The organism is Streptomyces sp. NPDC002698, from assembly GCF_042888945.1.
In the GTDB taxonomy this organism is placed as follows: domain Bacteria; phylum Actinomycetota; class Actinomycetes; order Streptomycetales; family Streptomycetaceae; genus Streptomyces.
The window spans coordinates 78,391-99,265 of the sequence record NZ_JBIAQM010000004.1 but is presented as its reverse complement, the minus strand read 5'-3'; the positions used below and the strand labels follow the sequence as shown (position 1 = coordinate 99,265).

At 72.0% G+C, this 20,875-nt stretch carries 17 protein-coding genes and 1 pseudogene; 12 read left to right on the top strand and 6 right to left on the bottom strand.

All coding sequences use genetic code 11. The features are described 5' to 3' along the window. Positions 1-114 precede the first annotated feature (114 nt). Both ACFYW9_RS07535 and ACFYW9_RS07530 read right to left on the bottom strand, forming a co-directional pair. Positions 115-876, bottom strand: coding sequence for a GntR family transcriptional regulator (locus ACFYW9_RS07535; protein WP_389146023.1), 762 nt, complete (start codon positions 874-876; stop codon positions 115-117). A 269-nt stretch (positions 877-1,145) separates the two neighbouring features. Further along, positions 1,146-2,030 (bottom strand): RNA polymerase sigma-70 factor, encoded by an 885-nt coding sequence (locus ACFYW9_RS07530; protein ID WP_389146020.1) that lies wholly within the window; start codon positions 2,028-2,030, stop codon positions 1,146-1,148. 110 nt (positions 2,031-2,140) lie between these two features. Here ACFYW9_RS07530 and ACFYW9_RS07525 point away from each other — a divergent pair, with 110 nt between their 5' ends. Beyond that, positions 2,141-2,794 carry an NADPH-dependent F420 reductase gene (locus tag ACFYW9_RS07525; protein ID WP_389146017.1) on the top strand — a complete coding sequence of 218 codons (654 nt, stop codon included), beginning with the start codon at positions 2,141-2,143 and terminating at the stop codon, positions 2,792-2,794. A 145-nt stretch (positions 2,795-2,939) separates the two neighbouring features. Further along, positions 2,940-3,770 carry an alpha/beta fold hydrolase gene (locus ACFYW9_RS07520; protein WP_389146014.1) on the top strand — a complete coding sequence of 277 codons (831 nt, stop codon included), beginning with the start codon at positions 2,940-2,942 and terminating at the stop codon, positions 3,768-3,770. A gap of 258 nt (positions 3,771-4,028) precedes the next feature. On the opposite strand, the pseudogene ACFYW9_RS07515 reads toward ACFYW9_RS07520, so the two are convergent. Next, positions 4,029-4,895, bottom strand: a pseudogene (locus tag ACFYW9_RS07515) (DMT family transporter); the annotation flags it as partial. A gap of 47 nt (positions 4,896-4,942) precedes the next feature. Here ACFYW9_RS07515 and ACFYW9_RS07510 point away from each other — a divergent pair. The 7 genes from ACFYW9_RS07510 (at position 4,943) to ACFYW9_RS07480 (ending at position 15,370) form a co-directional block, all read left to right on the top strand. Further along, the gene (locus ACFYW9_RS07510) at positions 4,943-6,427 is read left to right on the top strand and encodes a PLP-dependent aminotransferase family protein (protein ID WP_389146011.1); all 1,485 of its coding nucleotides are present in this window, start codon (positions 4,943-4,945) and stop codon (positions 6,425-6,427) included. Between the two features lie 188 nt (positions 6,428-6,615). Further along, a complete protein-coding gene (locus tag ACFYW9_RS07505; protein ID WP_389146008.1) occupies positions 6,616-8,211 on the top strand; it encodes an alkaline phosphatase D family protein in 1,596 nt (531 codons plus the stop codon). Between the two features lie 132 nt (positions 8,212-8,343). Beyond that, on the top strand, positions 8,344-8,628 hold the full coding sequence (locus tag ACFYW9_RS07500) for a hypothetical protein (protein WP_389146005.1): 285 nt from the start codon (positions 8,344-8,346) through the stop codon (positions 8,626-8,628). 99 nt (positions 8,629-8,727) lie between these two features. Beyond that, entirely contained in the window at positions 8,728-9,300 is a 573-nt protein-coding gene (locus tag ACFYW9_RS07495; protein ID WP_351865889.1) for a hypothetical protein, read from the top strand. A gap of 205 nt (positions 9,301-9,505) precedes the next feature. Next, positions 9,506-11,038: an SWIM zinc finger family protein gene (locus ACFYW9_RS07490; protein WP_389146001.1), complete on the top strand. Its 1,533-nt coding sequence runs from the start codon at positions 9,506-9,508 to the stop codon at positions 11,036-11,038. Continuing rightward, the gene (locus ACFYW9_RS07485; RefSeq protein WP_389145998.1) at positions 11,035-13,689 is read left to right on the top strand and encodes a DUF6493 family protein; all 2,655 of its coding nucleotides are present in this window, start codon (positions 11,035-11,037) and stop codon (positions 13,687-13,689) included. The genes ACFYW9_RS07490 and ACFYW9_RS07485 overlap by 4 nt, the downstream gene beginning before the upstream one ends. Before the next feature lie 199 nt (positions 13,690-13,888). Next, positions 13,889-15,370: a GNAT family N-acetyltransferase gene (locus tag ACFYW9_RS07480; RefSeq protein ID WP_389145995.1), complete on the top strand. Its 1,482-nt coding sequence runs from the start codon at positions 13,889-13,891 to the stop codon at positions 15,368-15,370. A gap of 92 nt (positions 15,371-15,462) precedes the next feature. On the opposite strand, the gene ACFYW9_RS07475 is transcribed toward ACFYW9_RS07480, so the two are convergent. Continuing rightward, positions 15,463-16,674 (bottom strand): trans-sulfuration enzyme family protein, encoded by a 1,212-nt coding sequence (locus ACFYW9_RS07475; protein ID WP_389145992.1) that lies wholly within the window; start codon positions 16,672-16,674, stop codon positions 15,463-15,465. Positions 16,675-16,734: 60 nt separating this feature from the next. Here ACFYW9_RS07475 and ACFYW9_RS07470 point away from each other — a divergent pair, with 60 nt between their 5' ends. Together ACFYW9_RS07470 and ACFYW9_RS07465 are read left to right on the top strand one after the other, a co-directional pair. Next, a complete protein-coding gene (locus ACFYW9_RS07470) occupies positions 16,735-17,241 on the top strand; it encodes an Lrp/AsnC family transcriptional regulator (protein WP_351865903.1) in 507 nt (168 codons plus the stop codon). A 61-nt stretch (positions 17,242-17,302) separates the two neighbouring features. Further along, positions 17,303-18,994, top strand: a complete 1,692-nt coding sequence (locus ACFYW9_RS07465) for a DUF885 domain-containing protein (RefSeq protein WP_389145987.1) — start codon at positions 17,303-17,305, stop codon at positions 18,992-18,994. 58 nt (positions 18,995-19,052) lie between these two features. On the opposite strand, the gene ACFYW9_RS07460 is transcribed toward ACFYW9_RS07465, so the two are convergent. Both ACFYW9_RS07460 and ACFYW9_RS07455 read right to left on the bottom strand, forming a co-directional pair. Beyond that, positions 19,053-19,568, bottom strand: a complete 516-nt coding sequence (locus ACFYW9_RS07460; protein ID WP_351865909.1) for an immunity 21 family protein — start codon at positions 19,566-19,568, stop codon at positions 19,053-19,055. A 151-nt stretch (positions 19,569-19,719) separates the two neighbouring features. Further along, positions 19,720-20,238, bottom strand: a complete 519-nt coding sequence (locus ACFYW9_RS07455; protein ID WP_389145983.1) for a rhodanese-like domain-containing protein — start codon at positions 20,236-20,238, stop codon at positions 19,720-19,722. Between the two features lie 184 nt (positions 20,239-20,422). On the opposite strand from ACFYW9_RS07455, the gene ACFYW9_RS07450 reads away from it, so the two are divergent. Then, the gene (locus tag ACFYW9_RS07450) at positions 20,423-20,869 is read left to right on the top strand and encodes an Lrp/AsnC family transcriptional regulator (protein WP_389145980.1); all 447 of its coding nucleotides are present in this window, start codon (positions 20,423-20,425) and stop codon (positions 20,867-20,869) included. The last annotated feature ends 6 nt before the right edge of the window (positions 20,870-20,875 follow it).

Genomic DNA, 20,875 nt, shown 5'->3' with positions numbered 1-20,875 from the left:
AGCCACAGCCACAGAACCCGTCGCGCTCCGAAGTGTTCCGGGGTGCGACGGGTCTGGTCGGACGGGTGTGGTCGGGACGCGGCTCGACGAGCGCGGCGGTCCGGGCCGGACGGCTCAGGAGGCGCGACGCTCCGGGTCGTGGTGGATCTCCACGCCGCCGGAGTCACCGAACGTGAGCCGGCAGGTGTCCGCGCGGTACGTGGCCACGGACACCGCCACGGTGCGCCCCTCGGTGAAGAACCGGGTCGTGACCACGAGAACGGGTGCCCCGGGAAGGCGGTCGAGCTCCTTGGCGTCGTCCGCACGGGCCGATCCCAGCTCGACGGCCCGGTCCTGGCCTTCCAGTTCCAGCCGCTGGAGCTCGCGCAGCACGGCACGCGCGCGTGCGGCGCCCGAGGGCGCGTCGATCGCCGACAGGTCCGGCACCGAGGACGCCGGGATGTACAGAAGTTCGGCGGCGACGGGCTGACCGTGTGTCACCAGGGAACGGCGTACGGTGTGCACCGACTCGCCGTCGGCGGTCTCCAGGACGCCGGCCACCGCCGCGGGCGGTGCCGCCACGGTGCAGTCCGCGGCGTGCCAGGCGTCACCGACGGCCCCCGGCCACACGTGCTGTTCGGTTCCGACGGCCACGCCCACGCGCGGTGGCGCGACGGTGGTGCCCACGCCGCGGCGGCGCTGCAGGCGGCCTTCCAGTTCGAGCTGTTCGAGCGCTTGGCGCAGGGTCGCCCGAGCGACGCCGAAGCGGGCCGCCAGGTCACGTTCGTTGGGCAGGATCTCGCCCACGGTGAACTCGGAGTCCAGCGCTTCACTGAGCACGGTCCTCAGGTGCCAGTACTTCGGTTCCGGCACCGATTCCAACTGCGTGGTCCCCACCCTGTCCTCCGCAATCGCCGTGTCCCGGCGGCGTTTTCACGCCCTTGTTTATTAAAGGTTCCTGCACTATCCCTGCGACGATAGGGCCGCCCCCACCCTTGGTCAAGACCAATCCTCGAACCCTTATGGATTGCACGGGCTCCCCGCCGCGGAGCGTTCACAGGGTGTTCTCGCCGGGCGATGTCCGCGACACAACGCCGAAAGCCCCCGTACAAGGACGGGGGCTTTCGCTCGCCTGCGGCGCCTCGGACGGAGGCGTCCTCCGGGCATCAGCCGGCGGGGATCGACACCAGCTTCTCCGGGTTGCGCACGATGTAGACGCACTGGACACGGCCGTCCGCGACGTCCAGTTGGATGACGCTGTCGGGCTTGTCCCCGGACAGCGCGAGCACCGCGAGACCGCCGTTGACCTCGAGGAAGCGCAGCGACAGGCCGGACACGCCCTTCCTGGTGACGCCGACGACGAAGCGGCCGACCTTCTCGGCCGTGTCGAGGATCCGCAGCGGCGCCTGCGCGCGGCCTCCGCTGTCGGCGATGAGCCGCGCCTCCGGTGCCAGCAGGGACATGAGTCCCTCCAGATCGCCCTCGCCCGCCGCGGCGAGGAACCGCTCGGTGAGGTCACGGCGTTCGGCCGGGTCGACCTCGTAGCGCGGCCGCCGTTCCTCCACGTGCTTGCGCGCCCGCCCGGCGAGTTGACGCACCGCCGGTTCGCCCCGGTCGAGGACGGCGGCGATGTCGGCGTACGGATAGCCGAACGCCTCTCTCAGGACGAACACCGCGCGTTCCAGCGGTGACAGGGATTCCAGGACGACGAGGACGGCGAGGGAGACGGAGTCCGCGAGAACGGCCCGCTCGGCGCTGTCGGGCACGGCCTCGCCGAAGTCGGTGACGTACGGCTCCGGGAGCCACGGTCCGACGTAGGCTTCACGGCGGGACTGGACCTGGCGCAGCCGGTCGATGGCGAGCCGGGTCGTGACGCGGACCAGATACCCGCGTGGTTCCCGCACGTCCGACCGGTCCTTGCCGGACCAGCGCAGCCACGCTTCCTGGACGACGTCCTCCGCGTCGGCCACTCGGGCGAGCATGCGGTACGCAACACCCATCAGTAAGGGGCGGTGTTCTTCGAAGACATCGGTCGCCGTGTCGCTTGCCACCGGACCATCCCACCCGACACATTCCCCGGTGTCCAGGCGAATCGGCCGCCCCGGAGCACAATGACCGCGGGCCGCCGGTGGCCGGCGGTCCCGAAACGGGAGGAACGACGATGCGATACGGGGTACTGGGCACGGGCGACGTGGGGCGCGCCCTCGCCGGCAAGCTGGTCGAACTGGGCCACGAGGTCTCCTTGGGTTCGCGCACCAAGGACAACGCGGCGGCCGTCGAGTGGGCCGACGGGGCGGGTCCCACCGCCCATCACGGCACCTTCGCGGACGCCGCGGCGTTCGGCGAGGTGGTCGTGAACGCGGTGGGCGGGCGGATCGCGCTCGCCGTACTGCGGTCGGCCGGGGAGGAACACCTGGACGGCAAGGTGCTGTTGGACGTCTCCAACCCCCTGGCGTTCGAGGACGGCGAGCTGCGGCTCTCCCCCGTCGAGTCGGACAGCGTGGGCGAGCAGATCCAGCGCGAGTTCCCGCGGGCCCGGGTGGTGAAGAGTCTCAACACCGTCAACTGCCAGGTGATGGTCGAGCCTTCCAGGGTGCCCGGCGAGCACCAGATCTTCGTCTCCGGTGACGACGAGAGCGCCAAGGAGCAGGTGACGGCGTTGCTGGGCGAGTTCGGCTGGCCCGCGGGGCGTGTGTTCGACCTGGGGGGCATCCGCACCGCGCGGGTCGTGGAGATGTACGTGCCGCTGTGGGTCAAGCTCATGCAGGGCATCGGGCACGCGGACTTCAACGTGGAGGTGCGCAGGGCGGGTTAGGGCCCATGGAGGCGTGCGACCGGGGCGGCTGACGTGTGACGGCCGACGCACGGTTCGTGACGGCTCGGGGCTACCCGTCGGTAGCACTTGCTGACAAGCTGTCTACGAGATGGTTCGTCACAGCGTTCAGACGAGGAGCAGTCCCATGTCCGACACGGTCACCGTCAGCCTCCCCTCACCGCGCGGCCCCAAGGACGTCACCGTGTCCTACGCGCGCGTGGGCACCGGCGAACCGCTGCTCCTGCTGCACGGCATCGGCCACCACCGTCAGGCCTGGGACCCGGTCATCCCCATCCTCGCCGCCGAACGGGACGTGATCGCCGTCGACCTTCCCGGCTTCGGCGCGTCCCCTGCGCTGCCCGAGGGAATGACCCACGACCTGCCGACGGTGGTGCCCCTGCTCGGAGCCCTGTGCGAGGCGCTGGAGATCGAGCGGCCGCACGTCGCCGGCAACTCGCTCGGCGGACTGCTGGCCCTGGAACTGGGGCGTGAGAAGCTCGTACGGTCCGTCACCGCGCTCTCGCCCGCCGGTTTCTGGTCACCGGTGGAGCGGCGTTACGCCTTCGGCCTGCTGATCGCCATGCGACAGGCCGCCCGCCGCACGCCCGTCCCTGTCATCGAGCGGCTCTCCCGCTCGGCGGCCGGACGGACGGTGCTGACCAGCTCCATCTACGCCCGGCCCGGCCGCCGTTCACCCGAGGCGGTCGTCGCCGAGACCCTCGCCCTGGCCCACGCCGAGGGATTCGACGAGACCTTGCGGGCAGGCACGAACGTCCAGTTCACGGACGACATCCCGGCACTCCCCGTCACCGTGGCCTGGGGCACCCGCGACCGGCTGCTGATCCGCCGCCAGGGTGTCCGGGCCAAGCAGATCATTCCGCGGGCGCGACTGGTGCGGCTGCCCGGCTGCGGCCACGTCCCGATGAACGACGACCCGGCGCTCGTCGCCCGCGTCATCCTCGACGGAAGCCGCTGAGCCGTCCTCGTCGGCACCGGCCGTACGGCCCTGGTCGGCAGTGGTCGTACGGCCGTGTTCGGCAGTGGTCGTGCGGCCGTGTTCGGCCGCGGTCGTGCGGTCCCGGTCGGCAGCGGTCGTACGGGCGTGGGCGACGGCGGTCGTACGGGCGTGGTCGGTCATGACCGTACGGTCCGGGGCGGCGGCTTTCGGCCGGTCATGGGCGGCTGCCGTCGAGCGGCTCCTCGCGGCAGCCCGGTGGCCGCGCCCGACGACGAGGCTCAACGCGCCTGATCCGAGGGCGACTCCGGTGCCCACGAGGGCACTTCCCGCGGCCTGCGCGATCCCATAGGCACCCGTGCCCACGAGCGGCGCGGTGCAGGCGGCGGACACCGGGACGAGTCCGGAGAAGAGCGTGGCGCGCTCCGCGCCGATGCGCTGCACACCCGTGTACCAGCACACGAAGCCGACGACCGTGACGACCGCCGCCTGCCACACCAGCGCGGTCGCCTCGGTCGCGTCCGGCACCCGCAGCCATCCGCCGCCGCCGGTGATCACCCCGACCACCGCCGACTCCGCCGCGGCGACACCGCACACGGTGGCCGACAACAGCCGCGGCCCGAGCGGACGCAGGACCAGTACGGCCAGGACCGCGAAGCCGACTTCCCCGGCCAGCGCACCCAGGGAGTACGCGATCCCGGCCGCGTCCGTGCGGCCCCGCCCCTGAACGGCGGACGCGCCGAGAGCGACGAGCAACGCCCCGTACAGGACCCGGCGTTGTGGACGACGACCCTCCTGAAGCGGTACGAGCACCGCGACGACGACCGGGGCGCAGCCCACGAAGACGCCGGGGACCGCCGGTTCCGCCGTGCGCTCGGCGGCGAGCACGGCGAGGTTGAAACCGACCATGCCGACGGCCGCGATCAGCGCGAGGCGCCCCCACTGACGGACCGTGAGCCGTCGCAGCGGGGCGGCGCCGCCCCGGCCGACGAGGGGCAGCAGAAGGACACACGCGAGCCCGTAGCGCAGGAACTGGCCCCCCGCGTACGGATAGTGGCCCATGACGCTGTTGGCGGTGAAGGAACCTCCGACGAGGACGCAGGCGAGGGCGGCGAGCAGCGCGCCCCGGGTGGTGGTGGCGTTCATGACTCCGACGCTATGGACGGGCGTGGCCCGGTTTAAGGTCCACTTCCATGACGTCATCGGGGACCAATCGCGGCGGGCCGCCACGTCCCGCTCCGACAGCGGCGGCACCCTCGTGGACGGCCGCGTGGGAGCTGCTCCTGCCGGCCGCGTCCGCGCCGCCCCGCGCGCGTGGTCGTACCCTTCGGGCCGCGCTGCGCGAGGCGGTCCGCTCCGGGCGGCTCGCTCCCGGCACCCGGCTTCCGTCCAGTCGTGAGCTGGCCGGTGATCTCGGCGTGTCGCGGGGGCTGGTCACCGAGGCGTACGAGCAGTTGACCGCGGAAGGGTACCTGCGCAGTGACCGCGGGTCCGGTACCTGGGTCGGCGACGCGGTCCGCGCGGTCGGCCCGCGCGCGCGTGACCGTGCCCCGCGGGCGGCCGGGGTGCGGGCCGACTTCGTCGCGGGAACCCCCGACCTGTCCCTCTTCCCGCGCTCCTCGTGGGCCGCGGCGCACCGCGGGGTGCTGGCCGAACTGCCCCACCAGGCATTGGGCTACCCCGATCCGCGTGGTCTGCCGAGACTGCGGACCGCCCTCGCCGAACTCCTCGTACGCCGCCGGGGCGTGGTCGCGGACCCGGAGCGCGTCGTCGTGGTCTCCGGGGTCGCCCAGGCGATGACACTGCTCGGATTCGTGCTCCACGCGCACGGGACACCCACCGTGGGCGTCGAGCAGCCGGGCAGCCCGGAGCTGGGCTCGCTGTTCGCCTCGGCCGGCGTCGGCACCGTACGACTGCCGCTGGACGACGAGGGCCTGGCGGTCGCTCCGCTCCATGCCTCCGGTGTACGAGCCGTGGTGACGACGCCCGCTCACCAGTTCCCCACGGGGATCGCGTACTCGGCACGGCGCCGCGCCGAACTCCTCGACTGGGCGCGGTCCGTGGACGGGCTGGTGATCGAGGACGACTACGACGGCGACTTCCGCTACGACCGCGCCCCGGTGGGCGCCCTCCAGGGACTCGACCCCGAGCATGTCGCGTACACGGGCTCGGTCAGCAAATCGCTCGCTCCGGGGCTTCGACTGGGCTGGCTCCTGGTTCCTGCGCGTCATTTCGAGGAGGTCGTCGAGCGCAAACGCACCATGGACCTCGGCAACCCCGTCCTCGATCAGGCGCTCCTGGCCCGTTTCGTCGAGCGAGGCGACTACGACCGTCAGCTGCGCCGCTGCCAGCGCGCCTACCGGGAGCGGCGTGACGTCCTGGTCGCGGCCCTGGAGGAGCGTTTTCCGGGCACGGAGGTCTCCGGCATCGCGGCCGGTCTCCACGTCGTCGCCGCGCTGCCCGGCCGGTACGGGCCACAGGACCGCTTCGTCGCACGGGCCGCGGCGGCCGGGGTCCTGGTCCGGCCGTCGGCGCACTACGGAGCGACGGCCGTCGACGGCGTACGGCTCGTGCTGGGGTACGCCCACCTGCCGCCCGCGCGGATACGGGACGGCGTGCGGCTGATGGCGGAGGCCGTACGCGGCCGGGGCGCACTCGACGAGTCCTCTGCGCCCTGAGACACCACACCCAGGTCCGGGGCGACTCCTCCGGGCCTCACCCCGTCGACCGGGTCCGGCTCCGCGGGATCCGCGTCGGTTCCGCACATCCCAGGGCCGGTTGTTCACCCGTGGTTTGCGTGCGCGCTGCGGCGTACCAGTAGTTGTGGCTCTGCACACTGGCCGAATCCGTCCCCGGAGGCGTATCCATGTCGCACCGTCCGCTCAGCTCGATCCCCGGCCGCCGCAGCGTGCTGCGCGGTTCCCTGGCCGCGTCGGCGGCGCTGGCCCTGCCCACCACGCTCGGCTCGGCACCGGCGCTCGCCCTGTCCGGCCGGCCGAAGGCGGGCTGGGGCGTCCAGACCGGCGACGTGACCACCGACTCCGGCCTGGTGTGGGTCCGCTCCGACCGGCCCGCACGGATGATCGTCGAGACCTCGGCGACCGCGTCGTTCCGCGACTCGCGCAGATGGCACGGTCCGCTGCTCGGCGCGGGCACGGACTTCACGGGGACCACCCGGCTGCGCGGACTGCCCTCCGGTGAACAGATCCACTACCGCGTCCTGCTCGCCGACCCGGACGACCCCCGGCGCACCGGGGAGCCGGTGAGCGGGACGTTCCGTACGGCTCCGCACGGCCGGCGCGGCGGCGTGCGCTTCCTGTGGTCGGGCGACCTGGCGGGACAAGGCTGGGGCATCAACCCGGACATCGGCGGCTATCGCATCTACGACGCGATGGCCCGGCTCGACCCCGACTTCTTCCTGTGCAGCGGTGACAACGTCTACGCGGACGGCCCGATCGCCGCGACGGCCCCGCTCCCGGACGGCAGCACCTGGCGGAACATCACGACCGAGGAGAAGTCCAAGGTCGCCGAGTCGCTGGCGGAGTTCCGCGGCAACTTCCGCTACAACCTGCTCGACGAGAACCTCAAACGGTTCAACGCCCAGGTGCCCTCCGTCATCCAGTGGGACGACCACGAGGTGCGCAACAACTGGTACCCCGGTGAGGTGGTCGCCACCACGGACACGCGCTACACGGAGAAGAGCGTGGACGTCCTGGCGGCGCGGGCCCGGCGCGCGTTCGGCGAGTACTTCCCCGTGTCGACCCTCCGGCCGGGCGACCGGGACGGACGCGTCCACCGGGTCGTGCGCCACGGTCCGCTCCTGGACGTGTTCGTCCTCGACATGCGCACCTACCGCAACGCCAACTCGCCGGACAACCAGACGACGGATCCGCAGGGCATCCTCGGCGCCGGGCAGCTGGAGTGGCTGAAGCGCGAGCTGTCGCGCTCGCGGGCCGTGTGGAAGGTGATCGCCGCGGACATGCCGCTCGGCCTCGTCGTACCGGACACGACCGAAGGACAGCCGAACATCGAGGCCGTGGCGCAGGGGGACCCCGGCCTGCCCCTCGGACGGGAACTCCAGCTGGCCGAGCTGCTGCGCTTCATCAAGCACCGGCGGATCACGGGCACCGTGTGGCTCACCGCGGACGTGCACCACACCTCGGCACAGCACTACCAGCCGTCGCGGGCCGCGTTCACCGACTTCGAGCCGTTCTGGGAGTTCGTCTCCGGTCCGCTGAACGCCGGAGCCTTCCCGGCCAGCGTGCTGGACAACACGTTCGGTCCGGAGCGGGTGTTCGTGAAGGCACCCGTCGCCTCGAACGTCTCGCCCGCCGGCGGTTACCAGTTCTTCGGCGAGGTCGACATCGACGGCGACAGCGGCGAGTTGACGGTACGGCTGCGGGAGCAGGACGGGACCGTGCTGTTCTCACAGGTACTCCAGCCGGGGCGCGTAGGCCAGTAGGGGCGGCGGTCCGCCCGGCCCGGGACCACACCTCGCCGGCTCGACTCGGTCATGAAGACTCCTCCACCGGCCTTCGCGGTACCGTCACCGCAGTCGGTCACGGGGAGGGCACGGATGATCAGGCGGTGGCCGATGACCGTAGGCGTGAACCTGTTGCTGGGAATCCCGGGGGTGGTGCCGATCTGGTTGCTGTGGTTCCTGACGGCGAACTGGATCGATCCGGAGCCGACGGAGAACGACGGCATGGCCCTCTGGCTGGTGATCGTCGTACCCGTCGTCGTCCTGTACGCGCTGCTGTGGTCGGTCACCAACCGGGCCCTCGCACGCAGGACCTCGCTCGCCGCTCGGAGCTACTGGCTGCTCAGCGTGACGGGCACGTTGGTGCCCACCACCGCACTCGTCCTGATGCACCCCTGAGCCGGACCGCCGCACACGGGCGAGAGCCGTTCTCATCAAGGCACCGACCAACTGTCTTATGATCCCTCGAATCAAACAAAGGTCGGAGGATCACGTCGTATGAGTACCAGACCCGACCTGGTGGGGGTCGTCGCGTCGGCCCGGGCCATGGGAACGCTCTCGATTCTCGCCGGGGCCACCGGGGCACTCCCCGTACTGCTAGGCCACACACAGGGGATGAGCGGCGCGGCGATCACCACTTCGGCGCTGTTGCTCTTCGGCCTCCCCTTCGCATGGTTCGCCGGCCCCCGCCGCACCTGGTACCGGGAACGGCTCGAAGCGGCCACTCCCACACCCCCGGGAGCCGTGGTGGTGTCACGGAAGGACGAGTACCGACGCGTCACAGAACCGCTGACGAAGGCGGTGATCGTGGTTCTCGTGGTTGAACTGTTCGTCGCCTTCATGACGGGTGTCCCCATAGGACTGGCGCTCAGCGGGATCGGCGCGGGCCTGCTGAGTCAGGCGCATTGGCTCGCACGGCAGGAACGGAGGCGGAGCGTTCGGATCGTCTGTCCGCTTTCCCCGGGGCGGGTCGCCGCGGACGACCCTCACCTCTCCGAGTACCGGGCGGTGCCGTTCTTCACCGATTCCGGTCACGCGCCCGCCGACCGGCCGGAATCAAGGGCGCACTGAAGCTTCCGCCGAAGAGCGTGACCCTTCGCGCCGGGTGACGTCGCGTGCAAGACGTGCCGGGTTCGCCTCGCAACGAGCGGCAGACCACGGACAGTTGCGGGAGGACCCGGCCGCCGGCCGACGGACCTCAACCGCATTCGCCCCCTCGGTGAAGCGTCGCCGCAGGTCAGAGGTGATTGTCAGTGGTCGCCTCTACGGTTTTTCCATGACGCGATCGTTGCAGGCCGTGGCCTACACCCGACCCTCCGCTCTGGAGTCCGCGCCCGGCGGGCGGCGGCTGGGACTCGAGACCTCGCGGGGCTCGACGCCCACGGGTTTCGAGGACCATCCGCGCTTCTTCGCGGGCTTTCTGACGTCACCCCAGGTGGCCGCCGCGGGGCTGCTGGCGGTGGCCGATGTCGCCGCGGCGCGTTACTACCAGCCTCAGCTGCGCGCGTCCCTCGACCCGGTGGTCACGGGCAACGGTGACCGTCTGCGGTTCGAGTCCTTCTCCGGCTGTGGCGGGGTGTACGCGCGTCTGGACGTGCTGGCACCGGGCCTCGACGGCGACGAGATCGGGCACGGGACGACGAATGTCGACGTCAACAACCCGCTGCGCGAGGCCCTTTCCCGCATCGGCACGGACGATCCACTGCATCTCCGCGTCGGCCCCGACGAGATGGCCGTGACCACGCTGGACGGACCGGTGGTGGAGAAGAAGGTGCCGTTGCCCGACCGCTGGCTGCGCGGATTCGCCGAGGCCCAGGTGACGGCGGCGGGATTCGATCTGCGGGCCGAGCTTCCCGCGGCCGAGGCCGTGCGGTTCCTGCGTTCCCTCCCGCGCGGGACGGTACGCGGCAGGCCGGGCGGCGCCCAGTGGGTGGTGCCGACGGGCCGGGGACTGCGTCCGACGACCCGGCCGGTTCCGGGAGCCGTGTGTCTGCCCGGGCCCGACCGGCTGATCGCGCTCCAGCGGGTGCTGCGCCATGCGACGGCCTTGCGCGTGTACGGCCCACCGGTCACCGGAGGCACCGCCCTGGCCGGTGCCTGGGAAGCGGTCCTGCCCGGAATGCGGCTGACGCTCACGCTGTCGCCCGATGCCTCCCGGGGCTTCTCCGGAGAGGGCGGGGTGCTGGACGCCCTCGCCACCGACGAGGCCGCCGAGGACGCGGAGCTGATCGCGGTGCTCCTGGCGTGGGAACCGCGCGTCGATGTGGGCGAACTGGCCGCCGCCTCCGGCCTGCCGGCCGAGCGGGTGAGAGCCGCCCTGGTCCGGCTGGGCACATCGGGGCGCGTGGGCTACGACACCGCGGAAGCGGCGTACTTCCACCGGGAACTGCCGTACGACGCGGGGCGGGCCGAGCGGCACAACCCGCGCCTGCGGTCGGCCCACGCCCTGGTCGGCGCGGGCGCGGTCTCCCTGGACGGAGCCATCGGCACGGTGACCGCGGACGACGGACACGTGCACCGCGTCCGCGACGACGCGGGAACGCTGAGCTGTTCCTGTCTGTGGTGGGCGAAGTACCGGGGCGGCCGCGGGCCGTGCAAGCACGCTCTCGCGGTGCGGATGGTACGGCGGGGCACTCGGGCCGAGCACAGGAACGGGAACGGGAGCACGAACGGGAACGGTCAGGCTACGACCACGGCTCCGGTCCCGACTGCGGCCCTGGCCCTGGCTCCGGCTCCGGCTCCGGCTCCGGCCGTGGAACGACGTGAGGAAATCCTGGAAGTTCGGTTCGACGGGGGCGATGGGCGATGAGTGGCGAGGCACTGCTGAAGGCGGTACGGGCGGGACGGACGGTCGAGGCCGCCGGACTCCTGGACGGGATGACCGACGGTGAACGCCGGGCCTGTCTGCCCGCGTTGAAGGAACTCCGCAAGGAGTTGCGGTCGGCACCGTGGAACGCGGCGTCGCGCGTGGCTCATCCCGCGCTCCACGCGGCGGGAGCCGCGTGTCACACGGGCGCCGCCGGTGCGGCGACCTGGATCGCCGGCGTGGACATGCGCTGGTCCCAGGCCTCCCCCGGTGTCCTGCTGCACGTGCTGGGCGATCGCGAGACCGACTGGCTCGCCGATCTGACGCACCGGCTCGCCGCACGACCGGCGACGTCCCGGGTACCGTTCGCCCTGGTGTCGGGCCTGGTGGCCTTGTCCGGCTGCGAGGTTCCGACGACCGACGCCTATGTGCGGGGCTGGTTGGAGCACATCGGTGGTTCATGGCACGGCGGAGGCACGGTGGCGCAGCGACTGCGCAAGGAGCCGCACGTGTCCGTGATGGTCACCGCGCTCTTCGAGTCGCTGGAGGTCACGAGTCAGATCGCCTGGCTGTTCGGCGACGGACCGGGCAGTTGGTACAGCGCCCTCGCCGAGCTGTCCGAGGAGGGCACCCTCGACCGAAAGACCGTGTTGGACGCCTGCGTCGCGCGGCTCCTGCGCGGTGGCGCCCCGGCCGACCAGCGGGTCTTCTTGCGTCTGCTGTCGTCGCTGGCTCCGACGCGTGACGAGGAACGCGAGCGCACCGCCGACTGGACGGTGCTCGCCTGCCAGGCCGTGCCGACCGTCGCCGGGTACGCGCAGTCGGTGCTCGCCTCCCTCGCGCTGGACGGTGAGTTGACGTCCCGGCAACTGGCCGAGATGTCCTCGGGTGTGCTCTTCCGTACGGAGAAGAAGCTGGTACGAGCCCAGCTCGTCCTGCTGGGGAAGGTCCTCAAGCGTGATCCGTCCACGGCGGACGTGCTGCTGCCCGCGCTGGCGGAGGCCTACGGGCACGAGGACACGGAGGTGCAGGAGCGTGCGCTCAAGCTGGTGGAGCGCCATGTCACCGCGCTGTCCGACTCGGGCGGCGCTCGGGAACGGCTCGGCGAGCTCACCGCCGACCTGAGCCCCGGGCTGCGGCTCCGGGCGCAGCGAGTCCTCGGCATCGAGTCGCCGGACTCCGCTTCGACGGTCCAGGAGGAGGTGCTGCCGCCCGTTCCTGAGCGGGCACGGCTGGCAGCGGCGCCGGAATCGGTGACCGAACTGGCCGAGGAGGTCAGCGCGATGCTGGCCTCCGGTGGCGGAGTCGCGGCGTTCGAGCGCACTCTGGACGGCCTGGTCCGTCACGCCCACCGTGATCGGGACGCTCTGATGGAGGCCCTCGGCCCCGTGGTCGCGCGCTGCTGGTGGAAGGACCGCGATCCGAGCTACCCGGTCGTGGACCGCAGCTTCCGTGAGTCGGCGCAGGGTCTCGAAGTCGTTCTGGCGGCCCTGTTCGAGGGGGTCGGCATGGAAACGCTCCACGCGGCGGTGCAGCAGGGACCGACGAGCGGGAACTGCCATCACAGCGCGCTCTCCCGCGCCCTCGACGCGCGCCTGTGGGAGGCGGGCTACCGCCTCCGCACCGATCCGATGCCGTTCCTGCTGGCCACGCCCACCTGGGACACCGGGCTGCTGGAGCCGGACGAGCTGGTGGAACGCCTCACCGAGTACCGTCGGCTCGACGCCCGGCCGGGCACGGCCGACTTCGCGCAGGCACTTCTGCGCGTACGGCGCGACGACCGTGCGACGGCGGAGGCGGCCGCGGCGCGGGCCCGCGCGCTCGGCAGCCCCGAGGGGTACCGGCTGGCCCAGTGGCTCACCGCCGAGGGACCGCTGCTCCCGACGAGCCGCCGACGGACCTCGGGCGCCCGCATCCTTCTGGAACTGGGCGAGCTGGAAGAGATACAGGGCTCGTTCCCCAAGGAGTTCCGGCTGCTGGGACGCCCCCTCACGGTGTTCAAGGACCACTCGTACTGCCGGCACTGGGGTGTCACGGACCAGTGGTACTGGCCGGCCGTCGTACCGGGACGCCGGGAACTGGTGGCGGCGCGTCTGCTGCGCGACATGAGCATGGCCGCGGTGGAGGACGGCCGCATGGTCGCCGCGATGCTGCTGCCGCTGCTCGCCGAGGCCGACGGCACGGCGGGCGAGGCGCTGCACCTGTGCCTGGCGTACGGGCTCGGGGCCCGGCATCCCGAGGACCGGCTCGCCGCCGTGGACGCCCTGCTGGTCCTCGCCGCCCGGGGACAGCTCGACGCCGCGCGGCTCGGCTCGGACATCGGGGAGCTGGTGCGCAGGGACGCGCTGAAGAAGTCCCGGCTGGCCGAGTCGATACGCACGGCGGCGGCCACGGGCGCGTACGCCACGGTCTGGTCGGTGCTGCTCGGTCTGCTGCCGGCCCTGCTGGCCGACCTCGCCGCCGACGGGGCGGGCGGCGGCGCGGTGCGGGGGCTCGGTGAACTGCTGGCCATCGCCGCCGACTGCGCCGAGCGATCCGGGGCACGCGGTGATCTGGCCCATCTCGCCGGTACCGCCGAGCGGCGCGGCTCGTCCAAGGCCGTGATCCAGGCCCGACGGCTGCGGACCGTGCTGAGGGGGGAGGCCGCCGCCTGACACCGGGCCCGCCGTACTCGTGACGCAGGACGGTCAAGGTCCGGCGGGCCTGACCAGGTGGGCAGCGAGGTCTCGCGTTCGAGGCAAAAGACCCGTAAAAAGAACTGCAAAAAGGGCAGAACGACACTTAACCGATCAGTCACAAGCCGTTCGTGATCACGCAACACCATTCCTTCACAGTGAAGGTATGACTCCAGACATGTCTGATGTGACGCGTGCGAAGCACGGACGGCCCGTTCACCACTGGCGACGGGACCTCGTCGAACTCGCCGCACTGTTCACGGCCGTGGCGGTCGCGGACGGTGTGGCCAATCTGATCGGGCACGGGCCCGACGGCCCCGCGCTGCTGGTGATATCGGCGGTGCTCCTGGCCGCCACGGCCGGATTCCACACATGGTGGGCACGCCGCCACGGTCACGCCCCTCCGACGAGCGATACCGGCGCCCGGCCGCCCTCGGACGGGCGAACGGGCGTGCTTTCCGAGGAGGACGCGGCAACCTCCGCGCCACTGCCCGCCGCGGGGGCGACCGTGCTGCTGCGGATGCGTACGACGGTCCAGGACGCGCCGGGTTCGCTCGCCGCGCTGTGCACGGCGCTCGCACAGCGCCAGGTCGACATCCTGAGCCTCCAGACGCACCCGCTGGCGGACGGAACGGTCGACGAGTTCCTGCTGCGCGCGCCCGCCGAGCTGGCCACCTCCGAGATCACCCGCAGCGTGGCGCAGGCCGGCGGCACCTCGACGTGGATCGAGCGGGCCGACGCCCACGACCTGGTGGACGCGCCGACCCGGGTGCTCGGTCTGGCCACCCGTACCGCCCTCGACGCCTCCGAACTGCCGCTCGCGCTGAGGCAGTTGCTCGGCCGGTGCACGATCCGTTCACTGCCCGCCACCTCTCCCGTCTCCGGCCGGGCGACGCCGGGGGCTCCCGTGGAGGGGGCCCTTGAGGACACGGTGATGCGGCTGCGCGCGCCGGAGGGCGGGGTGATCACGGTGGAGCGGCCGTATCTGCCGTTCACACCGACCGAGTTCGCTCGGGCGCGGGCGCTGGTCGAACTGGACGCGCGGCTCGGCCCCCGCGTTCCGCGCGGGCAGGACATGCTGACGCTTCCCGAGGGCAACCCGATCACCGTCCAGCGCGCGGACGTCTCCGACCTCGAGGCCGCCAAGGCGATGCACGAGCGCTGCTCGCCGCGCACGTTGAGCATGCGGTACCACGGCCCCGTCGGGGACGCGGACCGATACCTCAACCACCTCCTCAGCCCCAGTTTCGGGCGCACGCTCGCCGTCCGGACGGCATCCGGCAGGATCGTCGGACTCGGTCATCTCCTCTGGGACGGCGACGAGACGGAGGTCGCGCTGCTCGTCGAGGACGACTGGCAGCGGCGGGGAATCGGCGTCGAACTGCTCGGCCGCCTGGTGGCGATGGCCGTCGAGGCGGGCTGCGCGAGCGTGTACGCCGTCACGCAGGCGTCGAACACCGGCATGGTCGCCGCCATGCGCGGCCTCGGCCTCCCGCTCGACTACCAGATCGAGGAGGGCACCCTGGTCATCACCGCCCGCCTGGACACGACACCGGTGACATCGCCGCAGCCGTACGCCCGGCACCACGGTCACAGCCACGCTCCGCACGCCACGGGGAACGGGATCGCCCAGGGAAGCAGCGGAACGGGGCGGGCCTAGCCCAAAAGAACCCCGGTCCGTACCCACATCCGCTCCGGGGCGTGCGTCCGGCACCACCGGGCGCACGCCCCGCGACCCGGGCGCTCGCTCCCTCACTCCCCGCCGTGGAACCCCAGTGCCGTGTCCAGGTCGGACCACAGGTCGTCCACGTCCTCCAGGCCCACCGACAGGCGCAGCAGGCGGTCGCTGACGCCCGCGCCCTGGCGGTCCGCCGTGGGGACGATGCGGTGGCTTATGGACGCCGGGTGCTGGATGAGGCTGTCGACGCTGCCGAGGCTCACGGCCGGGGTGATCAGCCGGACCCCGGCGATGACGTCGTGCGGGTCGCCGTGCACCTCGAAGGCGATCATCGCCCCGCCGATGCGCGGGTAGTGGACGCGGGCGACGCGGGGATCGCCGGCGAGCCGGCGGGCGAGTTCCGCGGCGTTCGAGGAGGCGGCCCGGACCCGGACGGGCAGGGTCGACAGGCCGCGCAGCAGCAGGTAGCCGGCCAGCGGATGCAGGACGCCTCCCGTCGCGAACCGCACCTGGCGCAGCTTGCGGGCGAAGTCCTCGTCGCACGCGACCACTCCGGCCATGACGTCCCCGTGTCCGCCCAGGTACTTGGTGGCGCTGTGCAGGACCAGCCGCGCGCCGTGCTCGGCGGGGCGTTGCAGCACGGGGGTGGCGAAGGTGTTGTCGGCGAGGAGCGGGACGGACCCGCAGGAGTGGGCCACGGCACGCAGGTCGAGTTCGGCGAGCGTCGGGTTGGCCGGGGACTCGACCATCACGAGACCCGTGTCGGGCCGCAGCGCGTCGGCGATCCCGGCCGGGTCGACCCAGGTGACCTCGCTGCCGAGCAGCCCGGCGGTCAGGAGGTGGTCGCTGCAGCCGTACAGCGGACGTACGGCGACGACATGGCGCAGGCCCATCGCGTTGCGTACGAGGAGGACGGCGCTCAGCGCGGCCATACCGCTCGCGAAGGCGACCGCGCTCTGCGTGCCTTCGAGTCGCGCGAGGGCGGTCTCGAAGCGGGCCACGGTCGGATTGCCGAGGCGGGCGTAGACCGGCGGCCCCTCGGGTTCGGCGCCGTCGGCCGCGAAGGCGTCGATCCGGGCGGCCTCGCCGCGGCTGTCGTACGAGGGGTAGGTGGTGGACAGGTCGATCGGGGCCGCGTGCAGCCCGAGGGCGGCCAGGTCCTCCCGGCCGGCGTGCACGGCTTCCGTGGCGAGTGCCCGGGTCGGAGCCGTGATGACCTGGCCGCTTCCGCTCAGGTCGTCCTGCGCGTCCTGCGCGCCCTGCGTGTCGTACACAACGGAGTCCATGCGCCGAAGCCTGAACACTGGGCGGGGTTTCGGCGCCGCATCCCGTGTTACGTTCGCGCCATGGCTGATTCCGTCGTACTCGATCCGGTCGATCTTCATCTGTTGCGGCTGTTGCAGAACGACGCACGGACGACCTACCGGGATCTCGCGGCACAGGTCGGCGTCGCGCCGTCGACCTGTCTCGACCGGGTGACCCGGCTGCGCCGGGCGGGAGTGATTCTCGGCCATCAGCTGCGACTGGACCCGGCGAAGCTCGGACGGGGCCTGGAGGCGCTGCTGTCCGTGCAGGTCCGGCCGCACCGCCGGGAACTGGTGGGACCCTTCGTCGACCGCATCCGGGTGCTGCCGGAGTCGCGGACCGTCTTCCATCTGACCGGCCCCGACGACTACCTCGTGCATGTCGCGGTCGCGGACATGGCGGATCTGCAGCGACTGGTGCTCGACGAGTTCACCTCGCAGCGTGAGGTGGCGCGGGTCGAGACGCGGCTGATATTCCAGCAGTGGGACTGCGGTCCCCTGCTGCCGCCCGCCGCGCCGGGCCCGTCGCCGTCGGCCAAATCCGGCTGATGCGGTGAAAGCCCGGTTGAGCGGGCTGACGCGGCGCCTGTGCCCGTATGAGGATGTGCGCATGTCAGAGACGAAGAACCCGCTGCCCCGTGAAGTCGCCGACACGTACGTCGACGAGTTCATCGCCCTCGACCCGGTTCACGGTACCTACCTCGGTGTGAAGGAGAGCCACGGCAGGCTCCCCGACAACTCGCCCGCCGGCCAGGAGGCCGTCGCCGGGCTGGCGCGGGTGACCCTCGCGCGGCTGGACGAGGCGGAGCGCCTGCCGGGCGCGGAACACGACATCGAACGCCGTTGTGCCCGGCTGCTGCGTGAGCGGCTCACGGCCGCGCTCGCGGTCCACGAGGCCGGCGAGGGCCTGCGGACGGTCGGCAACCTGCACACCCCGGTGCACGCCGTGCGGGAGGTCTTCACCCTGATGCCGACGGAGTCCGACGAGGACTGGGCCACGGTCGCCGAGCGGCTGCGCGCGGTACCGGCCTCGCTCGCCGGGTACCGGGAGTCCCTCGCGCTCGGCCTGGACCGCAAGCTGTACGCGGGGCCGCGTCCGACCGCGACGTTCATCGAACAGCTCACGGAGTGGTCGGACACGGACGGACAGGGCCTCGGCTGGTTCGAGGACTTCGTCTCGGCGGGCCCCGGCTCCGTGCGCGAGGAGCTGGACACGGCGGCGCGTACGGCCACTCAGGCGGTGATCGCCCTGCGGGACTGGATGCGTGACGTGTACGCGCCCACGATCGAGGGCGCGCCGGACACCGTGGGCCACGAACGGTACGCGCGGCTGGCACGCTACTTCAACGGCACGGATCTCGACCTCGACGAGGCGTACGCGTACGGCTGGGCCGAGTACCACCGGCTGCTGGCCGAGATGAAGACCGAGGCGGAGAAGATCCTGCCCGGCGCGGCGACCCCCTGGGTGGCCCTCGCGCACCTGGACGAGCACGGCCGGCACATCGAGGGCGTCGAGGAGGTGCAGCGGTGGCTCCAGGGGCTGATGGACGAGGCGATCGCGGCCCTGGACGGCACGCACTTCGAACTCGCCGAGCCGGTACGGAAGGTGGAGTCCCGCATCGCCCCGCCCGGCGGTGCGGCGGCCCCCTACTACACCGCCCCGTCGCAGGACTTCTCGCGGCCGGGCCGTACCTGGATTCCCACGATGGGCCAGACCCGCTTCCCCGTCTACGACCTCGTCTCGACCTGGTACCACGAGGGAGTGCCCGGCCATCACCTCCAGCTCGCGCAGTGGACGTACGTCGTCGACGACCTGTCCCGCTACCAGGCCACCGTCGGCCAGGTCAGCGCCAACTGCGAGGGCTGGGCGCTGTACGCGGAGCGGCTGATGGACGAGCTCGGCTTCCTCACCGACGCGGAACAGCGGCTCGGTTACCTCGACGCGCAGATGATGCGCGCCGCCCGGGTCATCGTCGACATCGGCATGCACCTGGAGCTGGAGATCCCGGCCGACTCGCCCTTCCACCCGGGCGAGCGGTGGACCCCGGAGCTGGCGCAGGAGTTCTTCGGCGCGCACAGCAGCCGGCCGGCCGACTTCGTGGAGAGCGAGCTGATCCGCTATCTCACGATGCCCGGCCAGGCCATCGGCTACAAGCTCGGCGAGCGCGCCTGGCTCCTCGGCCGTGAGAACGCGAGGAAGCGCCACGGTGACGCGTTCGACGCCAAGGCCTGGCACATGGCCGCGCTGTCCCAGGGCTCGCTGGGCCTGGACGACCTGGTGGACGAACTCTCCCGGCTCTGACGGCCCCGCGCGGCGGCCGGATCCCGGCCGCCGCGCGTATCACCCGGGTGGCTCGGCGTCAGGGCGTCAGCCGACGCAGTTGTACGAGTCCGACCCATGTCTCGGGTCCCGGTTCGACGCGCGCCGCGCGGACCCCGTACCGGCCCGGTTCGAGCGCCACCCTCAGGTGATCCGCGCGCCCGGAGGCGGTGCCGGGCCACGCGGCGTCGAAGAGGACGACGGGGCCCGGCACCGTCCACACCACTTCCCGCTCCCACCGCGCCTGCGACAGCGCCGCCGGCACGACGGCGAGCAGTTCGTCCTCGGAATCGGCGGCGCACCAGCGGACGAAGGCGCCGTGCTCGGGAAGATAGGTGGTCGAGGCGGGATCGTCGCCCAGGACGAGGGCCCGGGTGTCGCCCACGGGCAGGAGGCCGACGAAGCCGTCGACGTCACAGGCCCGGTCGTAGTCGCAGGACATGTCGTCGCCGTCGGCCCCCGCCCAGAACGGGAGCACCGTCTCCGGAATCGCTATGAGCGGCCCGCCGCCCGACTCCACCCACTGGACCGCACCGGGGTCCGCGTATCTTGGCATGCGCAGAAGTTACACGGCACGCGTCCGCTCCAGCAGGGCAGGCGGCCACGGGAAACGGATTCCGGACACCTGCCGGAACTCGGGGGCCGAGACCGTCGGTTCGGCCCCCTTCGCCTGGACCGAGGCCGTCGGCCCGGCCCCCTCCCCGCGGTCAGCAGCCGCAGTCCTCCGCCTCGACGGGCGCTGTCAAGGGGTCCTCGGCACGGCGCTCGAGGCCCTGCCAGGTCTCGAACTCGAAGCCCTCGCGCGCCCAGTACTCGAAGCCGCCGAGCATCTCCTTGACCTGGAAACCGAGTTCGGCCAGGGCGAGGGCCGCGCGGGTCGCGCCGTTGCATCCGGGTCCCCAGCAATAGGTGACGACCGGAACCGACTTGTCCAGAAGCCGTTCGGCCTGCTCGGGGATGAGCGCGGTGGGCAGGTGGACCGCGCCGGGGATGTGTCCCTGGTCCCACGACGCGGTGGAGCGGGAGTCGAGGACGACGAACCCGGGGTCGCCGCCGGCCGCGAGGGCCGCCGCCACGTCGGACACGTCCGCGTGGAACGCGAGGCTCGCGCCGAAGTAGGCGGCGGCCGCGGCCGGGGACGCCGGCGGCACCCGCAGGACGGCGTTCGTCGTCGGCGTGGAACCGGTCACCGTGCCGTTCGTGATGCCTTCGGCAGTCGCAGTCATGGTCGGCCTTTCTTTGTTCTGTGGCCCGCCGGACGGATGCCGCCCTTGCCACCCAGGTGCTCCTGCGCACCGCATCCCGCGGGACTTCCCGACCAGAAATCTACGGGGGCAGGTCTCCGTCCTGAAGTGGTGATCCACGGCAGTGCGGTTGATCGGCCGGGGATTCCCCTGGTATTCATCGTGGATGACCGCGTATTCCCCGGACGCCACCGACTGGCGCATCCTCGACGTCCTCCAGCGCGAGGGCCGGGCCAGTTTCGCCGAGCTGGCACGGGCCGTCTCCATGTCACCGAGCGCGGTCACCGAGCGGGTGCGCCGCCTGGAGGAGGCGGGCGTCATCCAGGGGTACGCGGCCGTCGTCGACCCCGAGAGCCTGGGGCTGCCGATCCTGGCGTTCGTCCGGCTCAGATATCCGAACGGCAACTACAAGCCGTTCCACGACCTCGTCGAGGTCACACCCGAGATCCTGGAGGCACACCACGTCACCGGTGACGACTGCTTCGTCATCAAGGTCGCGGCACGGTCGATGGGGCATCTGGAGACGGTGTCGGGCAAGATCGGCACGCTCGGTTCGGTGACGACGAGCGTCGTCTACTCCTCACCCCTGCCGCGCCGGCCGCTGGGCCGCTGAGACCGC